The organism is Thiomicrorhabdus marina (assembly GCF_017571465.1).
GTDB classification, from domain to species: Bacteria; Pseudomonadota; Gammaproteobacteria; order Thiomicrospirales; family Thiomicrospiraceae; genus Thiomicrorhabdus; species Thiomicrorhabdus marina.
Map to the genome: position 1 here is coordinate 1 of NZ_JAGETV010000037.1, position 17094 is coordinate 17094.

The window sequence follows — 17094 nt, forward strand, 5'->3', positions numbered from 1 at the left end:
TTTGGTCAGGTCTAGACATGACGGCAAACAGACGCCTTGCTTAGCCTAAATTTTTCTTTGCCTGAAGCCATTTGGACTTGTTCTGCGCTTCCCTAATGAATTCGTGTTGTCGAATGGAGAGTTTTATGCGTAAAGTGAAGTTTGCTGTAATTGGTGCCGGTACGTCCGGTTTGACTGCGATGTCGTATTTGAAAAAACTTGGAGAAGATTTTGTTCTTATCCAAGGCGGAGCCTACGGGACGACTTGCGCGCGAGTAGGGTGTATGCCGTCCAAAGCCCTTATTCACGCGGCTAATCATTTTTACGAGCGTCACCACTTGGCTGAGCTAGGAATTGAAAATAGTGAGCAAATGAGCATCGATATGCCCAAAGTTTTGCAGCGGGTTCGTCAATTGCGTGATCGTTTTACCGGTGGCGTCAAAAGTGGTTCGACCGATCAATTGAATTCTGACCAGTTAATTGAAGGCTATGCCAAGTTTGTTGCACCGAATCAGTTGGAAGTAAATGGTGAAATAATTGAAGCAGAGCGCATTATTATTGCCAATGGCTCGCGTCCAGTGGTACCGGCTCCTTGGAAGGCGATTGGCGACAAGTTATGGACCAGTGACGAAATTTTTGAACAAGAAGATTTACCAAAACGCATTGCGGTGATTGGTTTAGGTGTTATCGGCTTGGAGCTTGGTCAAGCCTTGGCACGTTTGGGTGTTGAAGTAACCGGGATTGAAATGCAAAATACGGTTGGAGGCTTGTCGGCGCCCGAGGTGATTGGTGAAGCGGTTAGTGAATTTAGTAAAGAGTTTGATGTTTATCTTGGGCAAGCAGCTGATGTGAAACTGAATCCAGAAAACCATGATGAAGTGGCGATTACTCTGGGTGAAGACACTATTTATGTTGATGCGGTCTTAGCGTCTTTAGGACGCCGACCAAATAACGATAATCTGAATTTACAGGCTGCCGGTATTGAGTTAGATGAACGCGGCATGCCTAGTTTTAATCTGCACACTTCTCAGATTGAAGATAAGCCGATTTTTATTGCCGGAGACGTCAACGGTTTTCGTCAAATCTTGCATGAAGCAGGCGATGAGGGGCGTATGGCAGTGTTGAATGCGGTCTCCTATCCACAGGTGCAAGCTTATGCACGCAAAACCCCTTTAGGGGTTGCTTTTACCGATCCGCAGATTGGTTTGATAGGTAAGCGCTATTCCGAGTGCGATGAGTCTAAAATTGCAAGCGTCACTTTTACTTTAAGTTGTAATAATGGCCGCGCTATTGTCATGGGGCAGGATAAGGGCGCTATCTGCGTTTATGCTGATAAGGTCAGTCGAAAATTGTTGGGCGCAGAATTGTTTATGGCTGAAGCGGAACATATCGCTAACAGCTTGGCGTGGATGATTGAGCAGGAAGTGACGGTCGCAGAATTGTTGCGCATGCCTTTCTATCATCCTGTTTTAGAGGAGGCATTACAATCGGCTTTACGTCAGTTAGCGCAAAAGCTTTATCCGGAACAGAGCAATTGGTTGGCAGCAGAATTAAGTCCGCTTAAGTGAATTGGCAAAGTTATCGCTATGAGTTAAGCAAAAGAATTTCTTGATTAAAGTCGTCTTTAATCATGATTTAAAACAGTTTTGTTATAATGACCGCAATTTTTACAGACGATTGTGCTGTTTTCCTTGACTATAGCGGCTTGGTAGCCGTTTTTGATGCCTTTTGGAGAGTGATATTAGGCGGTCATTCAGGTAGTCGAGGGATTGGGCAAATCCAATAACTTTAGATGGAAGCCAGTGACTACTGAAACTCAAAACGATGTAATCGATCCTCACGCGCAACGTGAAGCCGAAAAATATGATAATCCTATCCCAAGCCGCGAGCTAATCACCCAAACTCTTGAAGAAGAAGCTAAGCCGCTTCGCCTCTTTGAAATCGCTAAAGTTCTACAAGTAGAAGAAGAAGACGAAGAGCGTTTTGAAGCCTTAAGTCGCCGTTTGAAAGCGATGGTGCGTGACGGTCAGTTGGTTCGTAATCGTCGTGGCGCTTTCGGTCTATTGAAAAAAATGGACTTGGTTCGTGGTCGAGTCCTTGGTCATCCTGACGGTTTCGGGTTTGTGGTGCCGGATGAAGGTGGCAAAGACCTTTTTCTATCTGAAAAAGAGATGCATAAAGTGCTTCACGGTGACCGTGTTATTGCATCGGTTATTGGTGAAGACCGTCGCGGTCGTCAAGAAGGCGGTATTGTCGAAGTTATTGAACACTCAACCGATGAATTACTTGGGCGTCTGGCATTTGAAGGCTCGTTAGCCTGGGTTCGCCCAGACAATAATCGTATTGCTCAGGATATTTTTATCCCGTCGGACGGTCTAATGGACGCTAAAGAGAATCAAATCGTTCTGACCAAAATTCTGCACCAGCCATCGGCGCGTTCTGGTCCAATCGGTAAAATTGTCGAAGTATTGGGTGATTATATGGATCCGGGCATGGAAATCGATTCAGCGATTCATGCGCATGGCATTCCTAATAAGTGGTCGGATGAATTGCAATCTGAATTGGCGCAAATCGGCGATGAAGTGACTGAAACCGATATGGAAGGCCGTAAAGATTTGCGTGCTATGCAGCTGGTTACGATTGATGGGGCTGACACCAAAGATTTTGATGATGCGGTTTATGCAAAACGTCGTAAAAACGGTGGCTGGAAGTTGGTTGTGGCTATTGCGGACGTGTCACACTACGTTAAGCCGGGTACTGAACTAGATAAAGAAGCTTACAAACGTGGAAACTCGGTCTACTTCCCTCAGCGTGTGGTGCCGATGTTGCCATCGAAGCTGTCTGATGGTTTGTGCTCGTTGAATCCGCATGTTGACCGTCTGTGTATGGTAGCTGATATGGCGATTGACGCTGAAGGTAGGCTAGAGCGTACCCAGTTCTATCAGGCGGTAATGAATTCCAAAGCACGTTTGACCTACACACAAGTTTACGAAATGATTACCGATGAAACTTCATCATTGCGTGAAGAGTTCGCAGAGCAGATTGAAAATGTCGATACTCTATATGAGTTATTTAAAGTCTTGCAGACTGCTCGTGAAGAACGTGGTGCTTTAGAGTTTGATACCACAGAAACGCGAATCGTATTTGACGAAGAACGTAAGATTGAAGAGATCGTACCGGTTAAACGCAACGATGCACATAAGCTGATTGAAGAGTGTATGTTGATGGCAAACGTTGCGACAGCACGTTTTCTGAAATGGCATAAGATGCCGACACTGTTCCGTGTGCATGAATCACCGATGGAAGATCGTCTGCAAAACCTGCGTACCTTCCTTGCTGACTTTAACCTACAGCTCGGCGGTGGTGATACTCCGACCGCTCACGATTATGCCGATGTCGCCAAGCAGGTTGAAGGCAAGCCTTACCAACACTTGGTACAGACAGTGATGTTGCGTTCAATGAACCAAGCGGTTTATCAGCCGGATAACAAAGGTCACTTCGGCTTGAATTACGAGAACTATACGCATTTCACTTCGCCGATCCGTCGCTATCCGGATTTGTTGGTGCACCGTGCGATTCGTTACGTGTGGAGCAAGAAGCCGGTCAACGAATTTAATTACGACGACAGTAAGATGACGGAAATGGGGCAGCACTGTTCGGATACAGAACGTCGTGCTGATGAAGCGACGCGTGATGCTGAGACTTTCTTGAAGTGTGAATTCCTGTCGCACCGTCTAGGTGAGGAGTATGAAGCGGTGATTACTGCCGCAACGAATTTCGGTCTGTTTGTGGAAATGGATCCTCTGTATGTGGAAGGTTTGGTTCACATCACCGAGCTTGGTGATGACTACTTCCATTACGATAATGCGCGCCACTGTTTGAAAGGCGAGCGCACCGGCAAAATGTATCGCCTGGGGGATCGTATTAAGGTACAAGTTGCTCAGGTGAATCTTGATGAGCGCAAAGTGGACTTGCGCTTTATCGAAAGCCTGACTGAAGATGAAGCCGTCGTTGAAAACGCGGACGATCAAGTTGAGGAGTCAGATGATCTGCAAGATGATGAGTCTTCAAAAAAGAGAAAACCGCGTAAAAAACGTTATTATCGTAAAAAGCGTAGCGGCCGTTCAAAGCCTAAGGCGAATAAGGAATAATCGATAGTGAAACAGCAGCTCATTTTCGGTTTGCATGCGGTGGAACGTTTTCTTAAACAGGCGCCGCAATCGGTCTTTAGCATTCAATTTATTAAAGGTAAATTGAATGCGCGTCAGCAGAGTTTGCTTGATCAAGCTCGTGCCCTAGGACTTAACGTCGAGTTGGTGAATAAATCGGCTTTTTCTAAGGCGGATGGCAATCACCAAGGCGTTATGGCTATGGTCGAAAAGCAGAAAGACTTAACTGAAGCCGACCTACTGAAAATTGCCGAAGAAGCCTCCAATCCGTTGTTTGTATTTCTTGATGAAGTACAAGACCCACATAACCTAGGCGCGATTCTACGGACTGCGGATGCGGTCGGTGTCGATGCAGTGGTAATTCCGAAAAATCAATCAGTTGGCATGAATGCAACGGTACGCAAAGTCGCTTGCGGTGCCGCTGATACGGTTAAGTTAGTGGTGGTAACCAATTTAGTTCGTACCATTAAAGACTTGCAACAGCAGGGCGTTTGGATGATTGGTTTGGCAGGTGAAACGGATCAGAATATCTATCAGATGGATTTCAAAGGTTCAATCGGCATTGTTATGGGGGCGGAAGGTACCGGTCTTCGTCGTTTAACGCGTGAAGCTTGTGATCATTTGGCGGCGATTCCAATGGTTGGCTCAGTGGAAAGTTTGAATGTTTCGGTGGCCACAGGCGTGACTCTGTACGAAGCGATGCGTCAACGAAGCTGAGTTTTGTATAAAGTCTAAGTAATAAGAAACGCGCTTTTAGGCGCGTTTTTTTATGCTTGGCGATGGGCTTTATGCCAGATAAATATCCCCTTGTTCGTCGGTGCGAACTGAAACGGGCGTTAAGTGCTCGCCCCAGCAAGGGCCGTCCACACATTCACCGTCGTCGATATTGAAGAAGGCATCGTGCACCGAGCATTTCATCGTGTTTTCAAATGGATTGACGTCAATTTTGTAAGCTTCATTTAGCGGTACGTTCTGGTGTGGGCAGTTATTTTCGTAAGCACGTACTTCATTTTCGTGCATGATAAGAATCACTCCGCCGATGCTACCGACTTCAATAACCGTTGCTTTTGCTTTACTTAGTTGTTTTATGTTTGCAATTGCACGGTTTTCTGGCTTGGCATTTAAAATATCATCTAAACCACGTTTCTGAATTTTTTGAGCGGCCAGTTGATTGGCAAATTCACAAGCTTCTTTTAATGAGCTGCCTTGCGCCAGTTTGTCGATAAGGCCAGCATTGAATGTATCACCGGCACCAAGTGTATCGACAATTGGGTTCACCGGAATGGCAGAGATATGCTCGATTTCTCCGTTAATGCTTTTAAGCCAAACGCCTTTTGCTCCCCAAGTGCAAACTAGGTTGCTATTTGGGACTTGTTTAGCGGTTTCTTGCAGTAACGATCGACCGTCTTGGTAGCCTTTGGCACTTGCATAATGGTGCGAGAAAATCAAAAGGTGCGCTTGCGAGAAGAGGGTTTCAATACCATCGCGTGGCTTTTCGACTTCCAGTGAGATTGGTTGATTATCCAAGAATGTCTTGCTGATATTCAGCATGCCGGCCAGATTTTCGACATTACGACCCTCAAAGTGCAACCAGTCGTAGTTTTCAATTTCAATCTTAGCAAAATAGTCGAAGTTCACTTCCGGCAAGTCTCGATAGTGAACAATGGTGCGGCTACCATTATGGGCGTTAAGGGTAACGATAGAATTAGGTGTCGAGCCTTGGATAAATTTTTGGATATAGGTGCAGTCGATGCCACGTTCTTGCATACCGGAAATAAGCTGTTTTGATTCTGGATCCGTAGCAGCTGTCGAACAAATTGCAGTTTCATGTCCAAGTTGCTTTAAAACATATAAGGTATTGTTAACATTGCCGCCAACTTGATGGTTTTTTGATAGTGCGCGCATCTCTTGATCTTCTTTAGGATGCTGTTCAACGGTAAAAATTGTATCTAGTACAGCATTCCCAATAGCAAGAATTTTAGCCATTTACTCGTTCCTTTATTAGTTTTTTCTATCAAATGTAGAAGTTTTGAAGAATTTTATCACATCTCGAGTAATTGAATTTTAATCACAAAATTTTATGAAAATTAGAGGTCAAGACCTTGACACAGAAAAAAGTGAATAAAGTTTGTATTACCTTCTTGACAAGGAGGCTTATGATCTAGTATGTAGTTGATGAAAGGTTTTTGTTTTTAATTTAAGTTATTGATTTTATTCGATTAATTTTGTTTCGGGACTCTTGGCGGGTGAGTTGTCGTAATTGGGGGTTTTCCACAGAAAATGTGGATAACTTTGTGGGTAATTTAGATATAAGTAAGCAAACCCCTTGTGGTTGTAAGAGGTTTCGATAACTGACTAAAAATTAATCATATTGCTACTTATTAATATAAAAAGTTATTTATGAGCTTTAAATACTCCTTGAGTAAGTATTAATATGTATATAAGATATTGCTATAGGATTAGTGGTGTTTCGTATTCTCAAAAAGAGATACAATCGAAACTTGATTAGGGACAATTAAGTAGACGGTTCATATGAGTGAAGTAAGGTCAGCATTTAACGTCAGTTGCAAAAACTGCGGGTTACAGAAAATTTGTTTTCCAACTGGTTTGCAAAAAGACGAAATAGAGCGCCTCGATAATATAGTAGATCGCCGAGCGCCTTTGAAAAAAGGCCAGCATCTTTTCGAGGCTAATGATAATTTCAATGCATTGTATGCAATTAGAGCAGGAGTCGTGAAGTTGTACTCTTTCACCAATACCGGTGAAGAAATTGTGCACGGTTTTTATTTGCCAGGAGATGTTCTTGGTATCGATGCTTTGGGTTCTAGAAGGCATCAGTACAATGCTATAGCACTGGATACCACCAGTGTTTGTAGTCTTCCATTTGAAAAGTTTTCAAATCTTACCGATGAGCTTCCGCAGCTTAATAAACAGATGATGAATGTCATCAGTAAAGAAGTTTTGGACGGTCGAATGCATTCGGAATTGTTAGTCAGACGTAATGCTGATCAACGAGTAGCACAGTTTATTTGGAATATGTCTGAACGTTATCGCAGTCGGGGCTACGCGTCCTCTGAATTTCGATTAAGCATTTTGCATAGAGATGTTGCTGTGTATTTGGGTTTAACGCCTGAGACAGTATCTCGTATTCTTGCCAAGTTCCATGCAGATGGTGTTGCAACATGGAAGAAAAAAGAAGTTGTTATCCATGATATGGACAAACTATTAAATACAGCAGGTATTCAGACAAGTTGCGACTCATGCAATAAGGCAACGGCTTAAAAATATTGACTTTGATTGTTATTGAATAATTAGGGACAGCTAAAAATTTAATACAAACTCTAATGTGAGTGATTCAAATCAATAAAACAACTATAAACTATGTTCTAATAGGAATTGTGAAGGCGTTGAGTGTTTGAAAGGTTTTCTCAACGATTTTTCATAATGTAGCCCGCTTACCCGGCATTTATGTGCCGGGATTTTTTTTGCTAGAAGAAATTTTTTGTTTTGTTTCTAGCGTTCGGGGAAACAACTAAAGCTTATTCCCTCATTCCTTACCCAGTATTCTAACAAAGTAAGTAATAATTTTTTACTGGCAGAAATACTTAATTTCGCGTTTTTTTTTGTTTATTTTCCGCTCAACATTTATTTAGGTTGATATGAATCAACTCTGAACTCTCTTTACGATTGTTATTTTTCTTCTCTCTCGCTTTAGATGGCTTTTTTTTAATTTTGAATGCGGTATAGTTATTAGCATTTCTTATAGTTTTAATTTATAGGGGTTGAGGGGTCGAGTTTTTCGTTTTCGAATCAAGTTAATGGTGCTTGTAACTAAACGATTAGTCTAAGACTTTGCTGATTCCTACAATGAAAGGGGACGATAATGGTTAAAAATTTTGCAAAGCTTTTTGCAGTTACTGCTTTAGGTATGACACTTGTGGGCTGTAGCTCAACACCAGAAGTTGACGATAGTTATAAATATGAAGAGAAGAAACAATCTGCTGGCGAAACATCTCAGGGTTCCGCTAATCTGTCGATGACAAATAACGCTTCGGACTTGGATGCGAATAAAGCGCCTGCTGAGATGACAAATGAACAGTTAAAAGCAATGCTTAGAGGCAAAGTTGTCTACTTTGATTATGACCGTTCGGATGTTCGTGCCGAGTATTATCAAACGATTAAGTTAAACGCGAAATATTTAAACAATAACCCATCTGCGCAAGTGACTATTGCAGGGCATTGTGACGAGCGTGGTTCACGTGAGTATAATTTAGCTTTAGGCGAGCGTCGTGCGCTTTCTGTGAAGAACGCTTTAATGGTTGAAGGCATTAGTGCCGACCGTATTAATGTAGTAAGCTTCGGTGAAGATATGCCTGTGGTTGATGGTCATACTGAATCGGCTTGGTCTAAAAACCGTCGTGCTGAATTCAATTATTAATTCACGTCTGTAATATTAGAAAAGCCTCTCTTTTTGTGTGAAAGAGGGGTTTTTTTATGAGTACATTTCCCTAATCGAATACTTTATTTGGATAGAGTGAATTCTAAAAATGGTTCTCTGTTGTTATTCACTTTTCTGTTCGTAAAGCAATTCACGCACATTCTTCAGTAACGCTTTAAAAAGGTTAAATTAGTCGTATGACGCAAACAGCCCCGCACGTAAATTATCTTAAAGACTACCAACCGTCAGCATTTTCAATCGAATCGGTCTATCTTGAATTTGAACTAAGCCCGTTAGCGACTAGAGTGACCAATAGCATGCAAATGCAACGCCAAGCGAAAGGCGATTTACGTTTGGATGGAGAAAACCTTAAATTGATCAGTGTGTTGCTAGATGGCGAAGAGGTTATTGAACAGTGTCAAATTGATGAAGCCGGTCTGACTTTAGCGGTTGCTAAGGAAAAGTTCACCTTACGGATTGTTACCGAAATTGAACCGCAAAATAATACCGCTTTGGAAGGGCTATATCGCACTAGCGATAACTACTGCACACAATGTGAAGCTGAAGGTTTCCGTAAGATTACTTATTATCTTGACCGTCCGGATGTGTTGAGCGTTTTCACAACGAAAGTTATTGCTGATAAGTCTGAAAACCGTTTTCTGCTAGCGAATGGTAATCTGGTTGATTCCGGAGATTTAGACAACGGCAAGCATTTCGCAGTGTGGCAAGATCCGCATAAGAAGCCATGTTATCTGTTTGCTTTGGTGGCTGGAAATCTTGAGAAGGTTGAAGATACCTTTACTACCGCGGATGGGCGAGAAGTGAAGTTAGAGATTTTTGTCGAGCCGCGCAATATCGAGAAATGTGAACATGCAATGGAATCGCTGAAAAAATCGATGAAATGGGATGAAGAGCGTTTCGGCTTGCTATATGACCTTGATATTTTCATGATTGTCGCGGTCGATGACTTCAATATGGGAGCCATGGAAAACAAAGGTTTGAATGTCTTTAATTCCAAGTTTGTCCTCGCAAAACCGGAAACAGCGACCGATATTGATTATGAAGGCATTGAAGCCGTTATCGGTCATGAATATTTCCATAATTGGACCGGTAACCGTGTCACTTGTCGTGACTGGTTCCAGTTGACCTTAAAAGAAGGTTTGACGGTTTTTCGTGATCAAGAGTTTACCGCTGACATGCTGTCTTCGGCAGTAAAACGTATTGAAGACGTTCGACGTCTGCGTTCTAACCAATTTCCAGAAGATGCCGGACCGATGTCGCATCCCATTCAGCCTCAATCGTATATTGAGATGAATAATTTTTACACCATGACCGTGTATGAGAAAGGCGCGGAGGTAGTTCGTCTTTACCATACCTTGTTGGGCGAAACCGGTTTCCAGAAAGGTATGCAGCTGTACTTTGAACGGCATGACGGTCAAGCGGTTACAGTACAGGATTTTCGCAATGCCATGGCTGATGCGAATGGTGTCAATCTTGAGCAGATGCATAATTGGTATGTTCAGTCGGGTACGCCAAATTTAGAAGTTACTCGTAACTATGATGCAGTGACACAAAAGTTAACGATAAGTTGCCAGCAAAGTTTGCCGAACAGTGATGATTTTCAGCCAATGCTGATGCCGATTGGCTTTGGTTTACTGGATAAAGAGGGTGAGCCAGTTACGCTTGAACCGACTTTTGAGAGTGCGGCCAATGTCGAATTGCGTAGTGACACTCATGCTGTTTTGAAATTAACTCAGGCACAACAATCCTTTGTTTTTGAAGACGTTCCTGCGGATGCCGTACCATCATTACTTCGTGGTTTTTCGGCACCGGTGAAACTGCATTTTGATTACTCAAATCAAGAACTTGCTTTGCTAGCAGCTAAAGATGAAGATAGCTTTGTGCGTTGGGAAGCGATGCAGACTTTGTTGTTAAGAACCGTACAAGCAAAGGTGGCTGCACTGCAGTCTTGTATTGACTATCAGCTACCTAGTGAAGTTATTGAAGTAGCTCGCAGTTTGCTAGCAGCAAAAGAAATTGACCCAGCTTTAGTGGCGATGACTTTGAGTTTGCCTGAACTTGGTTATATCGGTGAGCAATATGAAGTTGTTGATGTTGATACTATTTACCAGGCGCATAGTTGGCTGGAAGCTGAATTGGCAAATCATATGCAAGGTCAATGGTTAGATGTATATCATCGTTGTGTAAATGATGCACCTTATCAGTATGATAAAGCCCAGATTGCTGAGCGTATGTTGAAAAATCTCGCTTTGAGCTATTTGGGTGTGCTTTCGGAACACCAGTCACTGGTGCTAAAACAGTATCAAGCGCAACATAATATGACGGATGTTTTAGCGGCTTTAAAAACGATGTTGAAGCATCAGCATCCTCGTTCTGTGGAAGCGTTACAGTCTTTTTACGAGCGCTGGCAAGATGATAATTTAGTCATTGATAAGTGGTTCACTTTGCAAGCACAGACGCAAAATGATCACGCTTTGCAAACTACGCAGGCTCTGCTGCAACATAAAGATTTTAGTCTTACAAATCCGAACCGTGTGCGCAGTCTATTAGGGGTATTCTCGCGTTTGAACTTGGTCGGTTTCCATCGAGCCGACGGTGCCGGTTATCAGATGTGTGCCGAACAGATTATGCAGCTTGATGCGCTTAATCCGCAAATTGCGGCGCGTCTTCTAGGGCCTTTCACGCATTGGAAGCGTTATGATGAGAAACGTCAACAGATGATGCGTAATGCGTTACAACAGATCTTGGATCGTAAAGGTGTTTCCAAAGATGTTTATGAAATTGCCTCTAAATCTCTTGCTTAAGAATTCCTTAGACGTTTATTGGGTAAAGTAATGCAGTACAAATTGAAACATGGTGTTTTACTTGCCGCTTTGAGCTGGAGCATGAGTTACTCGGCGGCAACTTTTGCCTTTAGTTTGGGGGAGTTGTTTGGTTTTGGTCGGTCTGATGATAATCAGACCGAGCGACAAGAGCAGGCAATACCTCGCGAAGAAGCCGAACGTTCTGTCGATCCAATTCAGGATCAGATTAAGCAAATCGATCAGGAAATCCTCATTTTACGAGCTGAGCTGGCGCTTAAGAACGGCGATATTAAAGCTTTGCAAGATCAAGTAGATGCCTTGGAGGCATCCGGTGTTTTGCCGATTTACAGCAGTCGTGTCGAACAACTTAAGTCTTATCTAACGCAAAGCCAGAAAGCGCCGAGTTTATTTGAATTCTTAGGATTAAGCGGTAGCCGTTTTGAAGTGGATTTGACCGACCCGAACGCAGTGGTTGCGATTGTTTTACCGATGAGTGGTGATTATCAAAGAGCCGGTTCAAGCTTATCCAACGGGATTGAATCTGCATTAAAGGCTCAGGACTTTAAAGGCGAAATTTTTCATTTTGATACTGAGCAGTACGGAAATTTGTATTTGCTTTGGGAGCGTTTGAAAAACTTTAAACCGACTTTAATTTTCGGGCCATTGAAAAAACTTAATATTCAAGCATGGCACGACCTGCAGACTGGGGTGCCGACAATTTATTTGAACGATGCATCAGTCAATTATCAAGCACATGAGAAGTCCTTGTCGCCAAGTCGCTCCGGTGGAACCTTGAAGTTGGTTGATTATCTTCATAACAACTTTTATAAAGGGGCGCTGTTATTAACCGAAGATAACGAGCGTTCTAATCTGTTGATTGATGAATTTTTGGCATTGAATAATCAATTCGATCATCCACTGACTTATGACATTCAGGTTATCGATAAAAGCGTTGACGACGGGATTGAAAAAGGTCTTGGGATCGAAGAATCGAAAGCGCGCGCGGCAGTGTTGGGCAAACGTATCCGTCGCTCTCTAGAGTTTGTGCCGCGTTCACGTAAAGATTTGGATGCGGTCGTTAGTTTAATGCCGGCTCAGAAGGCAGTACAAGTTTCACCGTTTTTAGACTTGTTTCAGTTAAGTGAAGTCAAACATCTGTGGTTTTCTCCGCAAGTGCCGAAATTGACTGATTTGACGCTTTATCAACAATCTTGGCAGAAGACATATGGTTTTCTGCCAGCTTATCTCTATCAATCCTATCAACAAAAGGTCAATAGTCGTCCTCAAGCAGAAACTGGCATATTTAATGCTCTCGGAACTGCAGCAGTGGAAATTTTGACTTTTTCCGACCAATTTAACCAGCGTGACTGGTTAATCAAGACATCGGTAGGTCAAGTTGAAACGCGACCAACCGGGCAGTTTTACCTGCTACCATCAGTTTATTTACTGGATAACGCTAAAGTTGTTCAGGTTTCGACCGATTAAATAACTGTTGGCTTGCTGAAAGTAATTCTTGGTTGGTCAGCTCGAACCTATTCGAAAACTGAACAACTAAGGATGTGGCGTGGCAGATCCAGATGACATCATTGATCCAAATGACTTAGATAGCATCGATGCTTTGCTTGATGAAGCAGAGTTGGATGCCGGTGATTTGGAAGATATTGAACCGGAATTACCCTCCGCAGTTCCAGAAACTGTAGAGCAGGAAACTGCTGCCATTGAAGAAGTTGAGCTGGAACCGCAGGCTGCACCAGAAGTTCAGGAAACTGAAGATGAGTTGATTTCGGAAGGTCAGGAGTTGCAAGTAGATGCCGCTCCCGAGCCTGAGCAAGAGCCTCAAGAAGATTTAATTGCTGATGAAGTTGTGGCTGCTGCGGCAGGTGCTGCGGCCGCCACAGCGATTAATCAAGAAAAAGCACCGGAAGCATCTCCAGAGCAAGATGATATTGAGAAAGAGCTTCCAGAGCGTCAAATAAATAATCAAAAACAAGATCTTACGGTGAAGCAAATGGAATCGTTAAAGAAAATAATCATAATCTTTGGAGCCGTAATTATTGTATTGGTGTTGGCGGCAATTGGGATCGGTGTATGGGGGGCTTTGTCGGCATCCAACCAGCATCTACCGGAAGAAACGCAAACCATGTTGGAGACCATTAAGGTTAATAGCGATCACAATATTGACGGTGTAAAAACGTTATCAGAAGATTTGCATTCCATTGAGAAAAAATTGGATGCAGTGAATTTCCAAGTAGAGCAGTTAGCAACGGATTTGATTAAGATTCAGGGGGATTCTGCTGCTCAGCCGGTACAGCTTGACCCTCTTGGTTTAAATACGCCAACTGAAAACAAGCCGCAAGAGGTGCCTGCACCTGTTATGCCAGTACAGGTATCAAACCCAACCGTTGCCCCGGTAATCAATCCTAAAATATTGCAGAAAATTGACTCAATCAACTATCGTTTGATTAAGGCGCAAAAAGCGATTGACTCAATTGGTAGCCAGATTCAGAAGGTACAACATTCTCAGCAAGAAGTTGTACACAGTGTGAAAAGTGTTGAAAAGCAGCAGTTGTTGGAAATGAAGTTGCGTGCAGAGGAAGAAGACAAAAAACTCGCTGAAGAGAAAGCAAAAAAACAGGCTAATCCGTATTCGTATCAGACCCCAGACGGCATGTTTTATGACCAGGGTGTGAAAGACTCTTATCCATAGTAAAGGGGGAATTATGCAAAGAACGGGATTCGTTATTTTGCTAGCAGTGTTCCTCGTCGGCTGTTCGCAAAAGCCGGTGCCCTGGGTCAAAACTAATGCACAGAAGGCGTATGACATGCTTGGCTTTGAGAAGGATAGAGGGAGTTCAATGACTGTGCCAAATTACTATCAAGATAGTAATCATATGCAGAGCAAGCAAGCAGGTAAGACTTTGTACCTTGAAGAACTCTATGGCAATAAAGAGCAAAAAAATCGCTAAAAAGATTCAAAAAATCCTGGGTTAGGCCGATATACAGATAAGTGCTTAACTCATAGCATAAAAAATAATAAGGAGACTTAAAATGAAAAAGTCACAAGTTTTAATTGGTTCTCTGGCGGTTGCCATGGCGACCTTGAGTGGTTGTAGTATGATGCCAAACCAAGACGCACAAGAAAAAGATTGTTGTCAGCAACAAGCTGTCGTTACGCCGACCCCCGTGCAACAGGTATATCATGCGCCGACAACTCCTGCCCCAGCAGAGCCTGTTGTGAAACAGCAAAAACCGGATTTAATTAAGATCACCGGTATCGGGTATGGTGCAGAGAGTACTTTTGCGGCATATACTCCAGGTCAACGTCGTTTGATGGCGATTCGTTCATCTAAACTGGATGCCTATCGATCGCTTGCTGAGCAGATCTCGGGAATCAAAATTGATAGTAATACTGCCGTTTCTACACTAACGGCTAAGAACGATTCTTTCCGAGCACGTGTGAATGCAGTGGTTCGCGGCGCTCGTGTTGTCAGCGTTACTCCGATGGCCGATAACAACTACGAGACGGTTTTAGAGGTTTATGTTGATAAAGGATTCTTCGAAAAAGCCTTTGTTTATACGGCTGATGACGTTTCGATTGCTGATCCGGAAACCGCTTACCAGATTAATTCTGTTCAATAACATTGCCCTATGGCCGTTAGACGCTAGGGTTTGTTAGTCGGTCAATGATTGAATGGAGTAAGTCAAAATGAGAAAAACGATGGTAATGACTGTGGTTTTAAGTGCCTTAATTCTCTTCGAAGGCGTTGCGGCAGCTGCTAGTATTAGCACCCGCGTGCGAATTCTGGAAGGGAAAGTTGCCCAGCAAGAGCGTACTGTTAAACAGGTTTCGCAAAGCAGTGAAGCTCAGCAGCAGCGCTTTGATCAAGGGATGAACAAGGTTCAGCAATTAGAACGTAAGGTGAAAACCTTGGATAAGAAATTTACTGATCAGTTTGAACAAAAGCATAAGCAGGCATCAAGCGGCCAAGATAAGCGTTACGCTTATCCATAATCATCCATTTATTTAAAATCTTGCATGGCATCGCGAACAGCGATAATTTCATCAAGATTTTCAAAAAATATATCCACTAATTTCGGATCAAACTGTTTGCCTCTTTGTTCTTTGAAATAGGCAAACACCTTTTCATCTGGCCAAACATCTTTGTAACAGCGTTTACTAACCAGCGCATCAAATACGTCGGCAATAGCCGTTATTCGGCCATAAATATGAATATTCTCGCCTGCTAGTCCTTGTGGATAACCTTGCCCATCCCAACGCTCATGATGTTCATAAGCGATGATTGCTGCGCAGGTTAGTAGGGCGCGCTTTGAATAGCGTAGCATGTGGTAACCTAATTCGGCATGGGTGTTCATAATTTGCCGTTCTTCTTTGTTGAATCGCCCAGGCTTTTTAATTCATTGAAGTCAAGAGGGAGAATTTCAAATTGATGATCGACTATTTCTTGAGATAAGTAGTTGGCGGTATTGTTCCATTTATTTTGTGCTACAACATCGCCACGTTTGGCAAGTACGCCGATTTTCACAGTATCATCGGCATGAATTGTAGCGCTGATTGAGGTAATCAGCGTGAGCAAAATAAACAGACGCCACATCATTGAAGGTACTTTATTACTGACAGGATATGGCTTTGATTATCGCGAAATCTATTGGAAAACGTGGCGGCCGTAACTACTGTTGAGAAGTTAGTTATCCGACCTCATGTTTAATCGCGGTTGACTTCTTTCTTGGTGTGTCTGTCGACTTTGGAACTTTGTGCTAATTCAATTTCTTTGGATTGGATAAAGTAGATCAGCTTACGACGGTCTTCTTCTTTTAAAGCATCATAGGTCAAGGCAATACGATTAATAGCTCCGAACTCTTTTGGTTGAATATTTACGACGCTGGCACGCACTAAAATTGGCGATTGATTGTCCAGAGGCTGCATCAATAAATCAACTTTATCGTCTATGTCAATTTCTTGGTCGATATCGAAAGCGATGCCATTGCCGCTTAAATTAACGGGACGTTGTGGAATGGCTTTCAGCATTTGCGAGCTATCCAGCGTTTCCATTAAAAAGTTAAGTTTGGTGTTGATGGAGTTGATCGCATTTGCCAGTAGGGAGCTGCGTTCATTGATCTGCACAATCGCATCATTGATATGTTTATCGAGCTCAATCAGGTCTTGCATCATGTATTTTTCAATATAGCCGCTCGATGTGTCTTCCGATAGCGGGTTTGACTCGACCTCCGCTGCCGGTACTACTCGATAACTACAGCGCATCATTACATCAATACGAAAGTAAGATCTTTGTCCCATACTCATATATCCATCCAATTGAAATCTATCTGTTGATACTTTTTTAATATGGAGTAACTGTAACGTAAAACCGTTAGTCTCTATAAGAAAATATCTGTCTAGGTATAAATAACCGAATTCTGAATAAGTTCTTTAAACGATTATTAAGGAAGTGCTGAATAATAAGTCCACTGAAGTCAATGGATACTGATTCTGCGCTTTCTAAAAAAGAATTAAGCAGCTTTTAAGCCAATATAGGGAAGAAAGGGAGTGGCTAAGGAAACGCAGAATCAGTCCCCATTGACTTCAGCGAGGTGTTTGAAGCAGTCAATTCTAGGCAGGTTTCGCAAAGCATAGCCATCGCTATGGTTAAGAAGCCTAACAACG

Annotated in this window: 15 protein-coding genes; 11 read left to right on the forward strand and 4 right to left on the reverse strand. The window is 42.8% G+C overall.

Annotated elements, in window-relative coordinates:
• Window positions 1–125 precede the first annotated feature (125 nt).
• From J3998_RS12245 to rlmB, 3 genes are all read left to right on the forward strand, one after another.
• Entirely contained in the window at window positions 126–1547 is a 1422-nt protein-coding gene (locus tag J3998_RS12245; RefSeq protein ID WP_208150961.1) for a dihydrolipoyl dehydrogenase, read from the forward strand.
• 234 nt (window positions 1548–1781) lie between these two features.
• Complete coding sequence (rnr, locus tag J3998_RS12250; protein WP_208150962.1) at window positions 1782–4130, forward strand: ribonuclease R; 2349 nt, start codon at window positions 1782–1784, stop codon at window positions 4128–4130.
• Between the two features lie 6 nt (window positions 4131–4136).
• Window positions 4137–4865 (forward strand): 23S rRNA (guanosine(2251)-2'-O)-methyltransferase RlmB, encoded by a 729-nt coding sequence (rlmB, locus tag J3998_RS12255; protein ID WP_208150963.1) that lies wholly within the window; start codon window positions 4137–4139, stop codon window positions 4863–4865.
• Window positions 4866–4934: 69 nt separating this feature from the next.
• Here rlmB and J3998_RS12260 read toward each other — a convergent pair whose 3' ends face one another.
• Window positions 4935–6134 carry a PfkB family carbohydrate kinase gene (locus tag J3998_RS12260; protein WP_208150964.1) on the reverse strand — a complete coding sequence of 400 codons (1200 nt, stop codon included), beginning with the start codon at window positions 6132–6134 and terminating at the stop codon, window positions 4935–4937.
• A 546-nt stretch (window positions 6135–6680) separates the two neighbouring features.
• Between J3998_RS12260 and fnr the strand changes: the two genes are divergently transcribed.
• From fnr to J3998_RS12300, 8 genes are all read left to right on the forward strand, one after another.
• The gene (gene fnr / locus J3998_RS12265) at window positions 6681–7430 is read left to right on the forward strand and encodes a fumarate/nitrate reduction transcriptional regulator Fnr (protein ID WP_208150965.1); all 750 of its coding nucleotides are present in this window, start codon (window positions 6681–6683) and stop codon (window positions 7428–7430) included.
• A gap of 601 nt (window positions 7431–8031) precedes the next feature.
• Window positions 8032–8586, forward strand: coding sequence for a peptidoglycan-associated lipoprotein Pal (pal, locus tag J3998_RS12270; protein WP_208150966.1), 555 nt, complete (start codon window positions 8032–8034; stop codon window positions 8584–8586).
• A gap of 197 nt (window positions 8587–8783) precedes the next feature.
• Window positions 8784–11411: an aminopeptidase N gene (gene pepN, locus J3998_RS12275; protein ID WP_208150967.1), complete on the forward strand. Its 2628-nt coding sequence runs from the start codon at window positions 8784–8786 to the stop codon at window positions 11409–11411.
• 30 nt (window positions 11412–11441) lie between these two features.
• Complete coding sequence (locus J3998_RS12280) at window positions 11442–12896, forward strand: type 1 periplasmic-binding domain-containing protein (RefSeq protein ID WP_208150968.1); 1455 nt, start codon at window positions 11442–11444, stop codon at window positions 12894–12896.
• Window positions 12897–12975: 79 nt separating this feature from the next.
• A complete protein-coding gene (locus J3998_RS12285) occupies window positions 12976–14118 on the forward strand; it encodes a hypothetical protein (protein ID WP_208150969.1) in 1143 nt (380 codons plus the stop codon).
• A gap of 13 nt (window positions 14119–14131) precedes the next feature.
• Window positions 14132–14377: a hypothetical protein gene (locus J3998_RS12290; RefSeq protein ID WP_208150970.1), complete on the forward strand. Its 246-nt coding sequence runs from the start codon at window positions 14132–14134 to the stop codon at window positions 14375–14377.
• An 82-nt stretch (window positions 14378–14459) separates the two neighbouring features.
• Entirely contained in the window at window positions 14460–15050 is a 591-nt protein-coding gene (locus tag J3998_RS12295) for an LPP20 family lipoprotein (protein WP_208150971.1), read from the forward strand.
• A 67-nt stretch (window positions 15051–15117) separates the two neighbouring features.
• Window positions 15118–15423: a hypothetical protein gene (locus J3998_RS12300; protein ID WP_208150972.1), complete on the forward strand. Its 306-nt coding sequence runs from the start codon at window positions 15118–15120 to the stop codon at window positions 15421–15423.
• Window positions 15424–15431: 8 nt separating this feature from the next.
• On the opposite strand, the gene J3998_RS12305 is transcribed toward J3998_RS12300, so the two are convergent.
• From J3998_RS12305 to J3998_RS12315, 3 genes are all read right to left on the reverse strand, one after another.
• Window positions 15432–15785 carry an HD-GYP domain-containing protein gene (locus J3998_RS12305; protein WP_208150973.1) on the reverse strand — a complete coding sequence of 118 codons (354 nt, stop codon included), beginning with the start codon at window positions 15783–15785 and terminating at the stop codon, window positions 15432–15434.
• The gene (locus J3998_RS12310; protein ID WP_208150974.1) at window positions 15782–16027 is read right to left on the reverse strand and encodes a hypothetical protein; all 246 of its coding nucleotides are present in this window, start codon (window positions 16025–16027) and stop codon (window positions 15782–15784) included. Before J3998_RS12310 ends, J3998_RS12305 begins: the two co-directional genes overlap by 4 nt.
• A gap of 107 nt (window positions 16028–16134) precedes the next feature.
• A complete protein-coding gene (locus J3998_RS12315; RefSeq protein ID WP_243750746.1) occupies window positions 16135–16728 on the reverse strand; it encodes a PilZ domain-containing protein in 594 nt (197 codons plus the stop codon).
• Window positions 16729–17094 lie beyond the last annotated feature (366 nt).

What these genes read in the sequence shown, in the direction of transcription:
- J3998_RS12245 (WP_208150961.1), top strand. Translation starts at nt 126, where the DNA reads ATGCGTAAAGTGAAGTTTGCTGTAATTGGTGCCGGTACGTCCGGTTTG.
- J3998_RS12260 (WP_208150964.1), bottom strand. Translation starts at nt 6,134, where the DNA reads ATGGCTAAAATTCTTGCTATTGGGAATGCTGTACTAGATACAATTTTT.
- fnr (WP_208150965.1), top strand. Translation starts at nt 6,681, where the DNA reads ATGAGTGAAGTAAGGTCAGCATTTAACGTCAGTTGCAAAAACTGCGGG.
- pal (WP_208150966.1), top strand. Translation starts at nt 8,032, where the DNA reads ATGGTTAAAAATTTTGCAAAGCTTTTTGCAGTTACTGCTTTAGGTATG.
- pepN (WP_208150967.1), top strand. Translation starts at nt 8,784, where the DNA reads ATGACGCAAACAGCCCCGCACGTAAATTATCTTAAAGACTACCAACCG.
- J3998_RS12280 (WP_208150968.1), top strand. Translation starts at nt 11,442, where the DNA reads ATGCAGTACAAATTGAAACATGGTGTTTTACTTGCCGCTTTGAGCTGG.
- J3998_RS12290 (WP_208150970.1), top strand. Translation starts at nt 14,132, where the DNA reads ATGCAAAGAACGGGATTCGTTATTTTGCTAGCAGTGTTCCTCGTCGGC.
- J3998_RS12295 (WP_208150971.1), top strand. Translation starts at nt 14,460, where the DNA reads ATGAAAAAGTCACAAGTTTTAATTGGTTCTCTGGCGGTTGCCATGGCG.
- J3998_RS12300 (WP_208150972.1), top strand. Translation starts at nt 15,118, where the DNA reads ATGAGAAAAACGATGGTAATGACTGTGGTTTTAAGTGCCTTAATTCTC.
- J3998_RS12305 (WP_208150973.1), bottom strand. Translation starts at nt 15,785, where the DNA reads ATGAACACCCATGCCGAATTAGGTTACCACATGCTACGCTATTCAAAG.
- J3998_RS12310 (WP_208150974.1), bottom strand. Translation starts at nt 16,027, where the DNA reads ATGATGTGGCGTCTGTTTATTTTGCTCACGCTGATTACCTCAATCAGC.
- J3998_RS12315 (WP_243750746.1), bottom strand. Translation starts at nt 16,728, where the DNA reads ATGGGACAAAGATCTTACTTTCGTATTGATGTAATGATGCGCTGTAGT.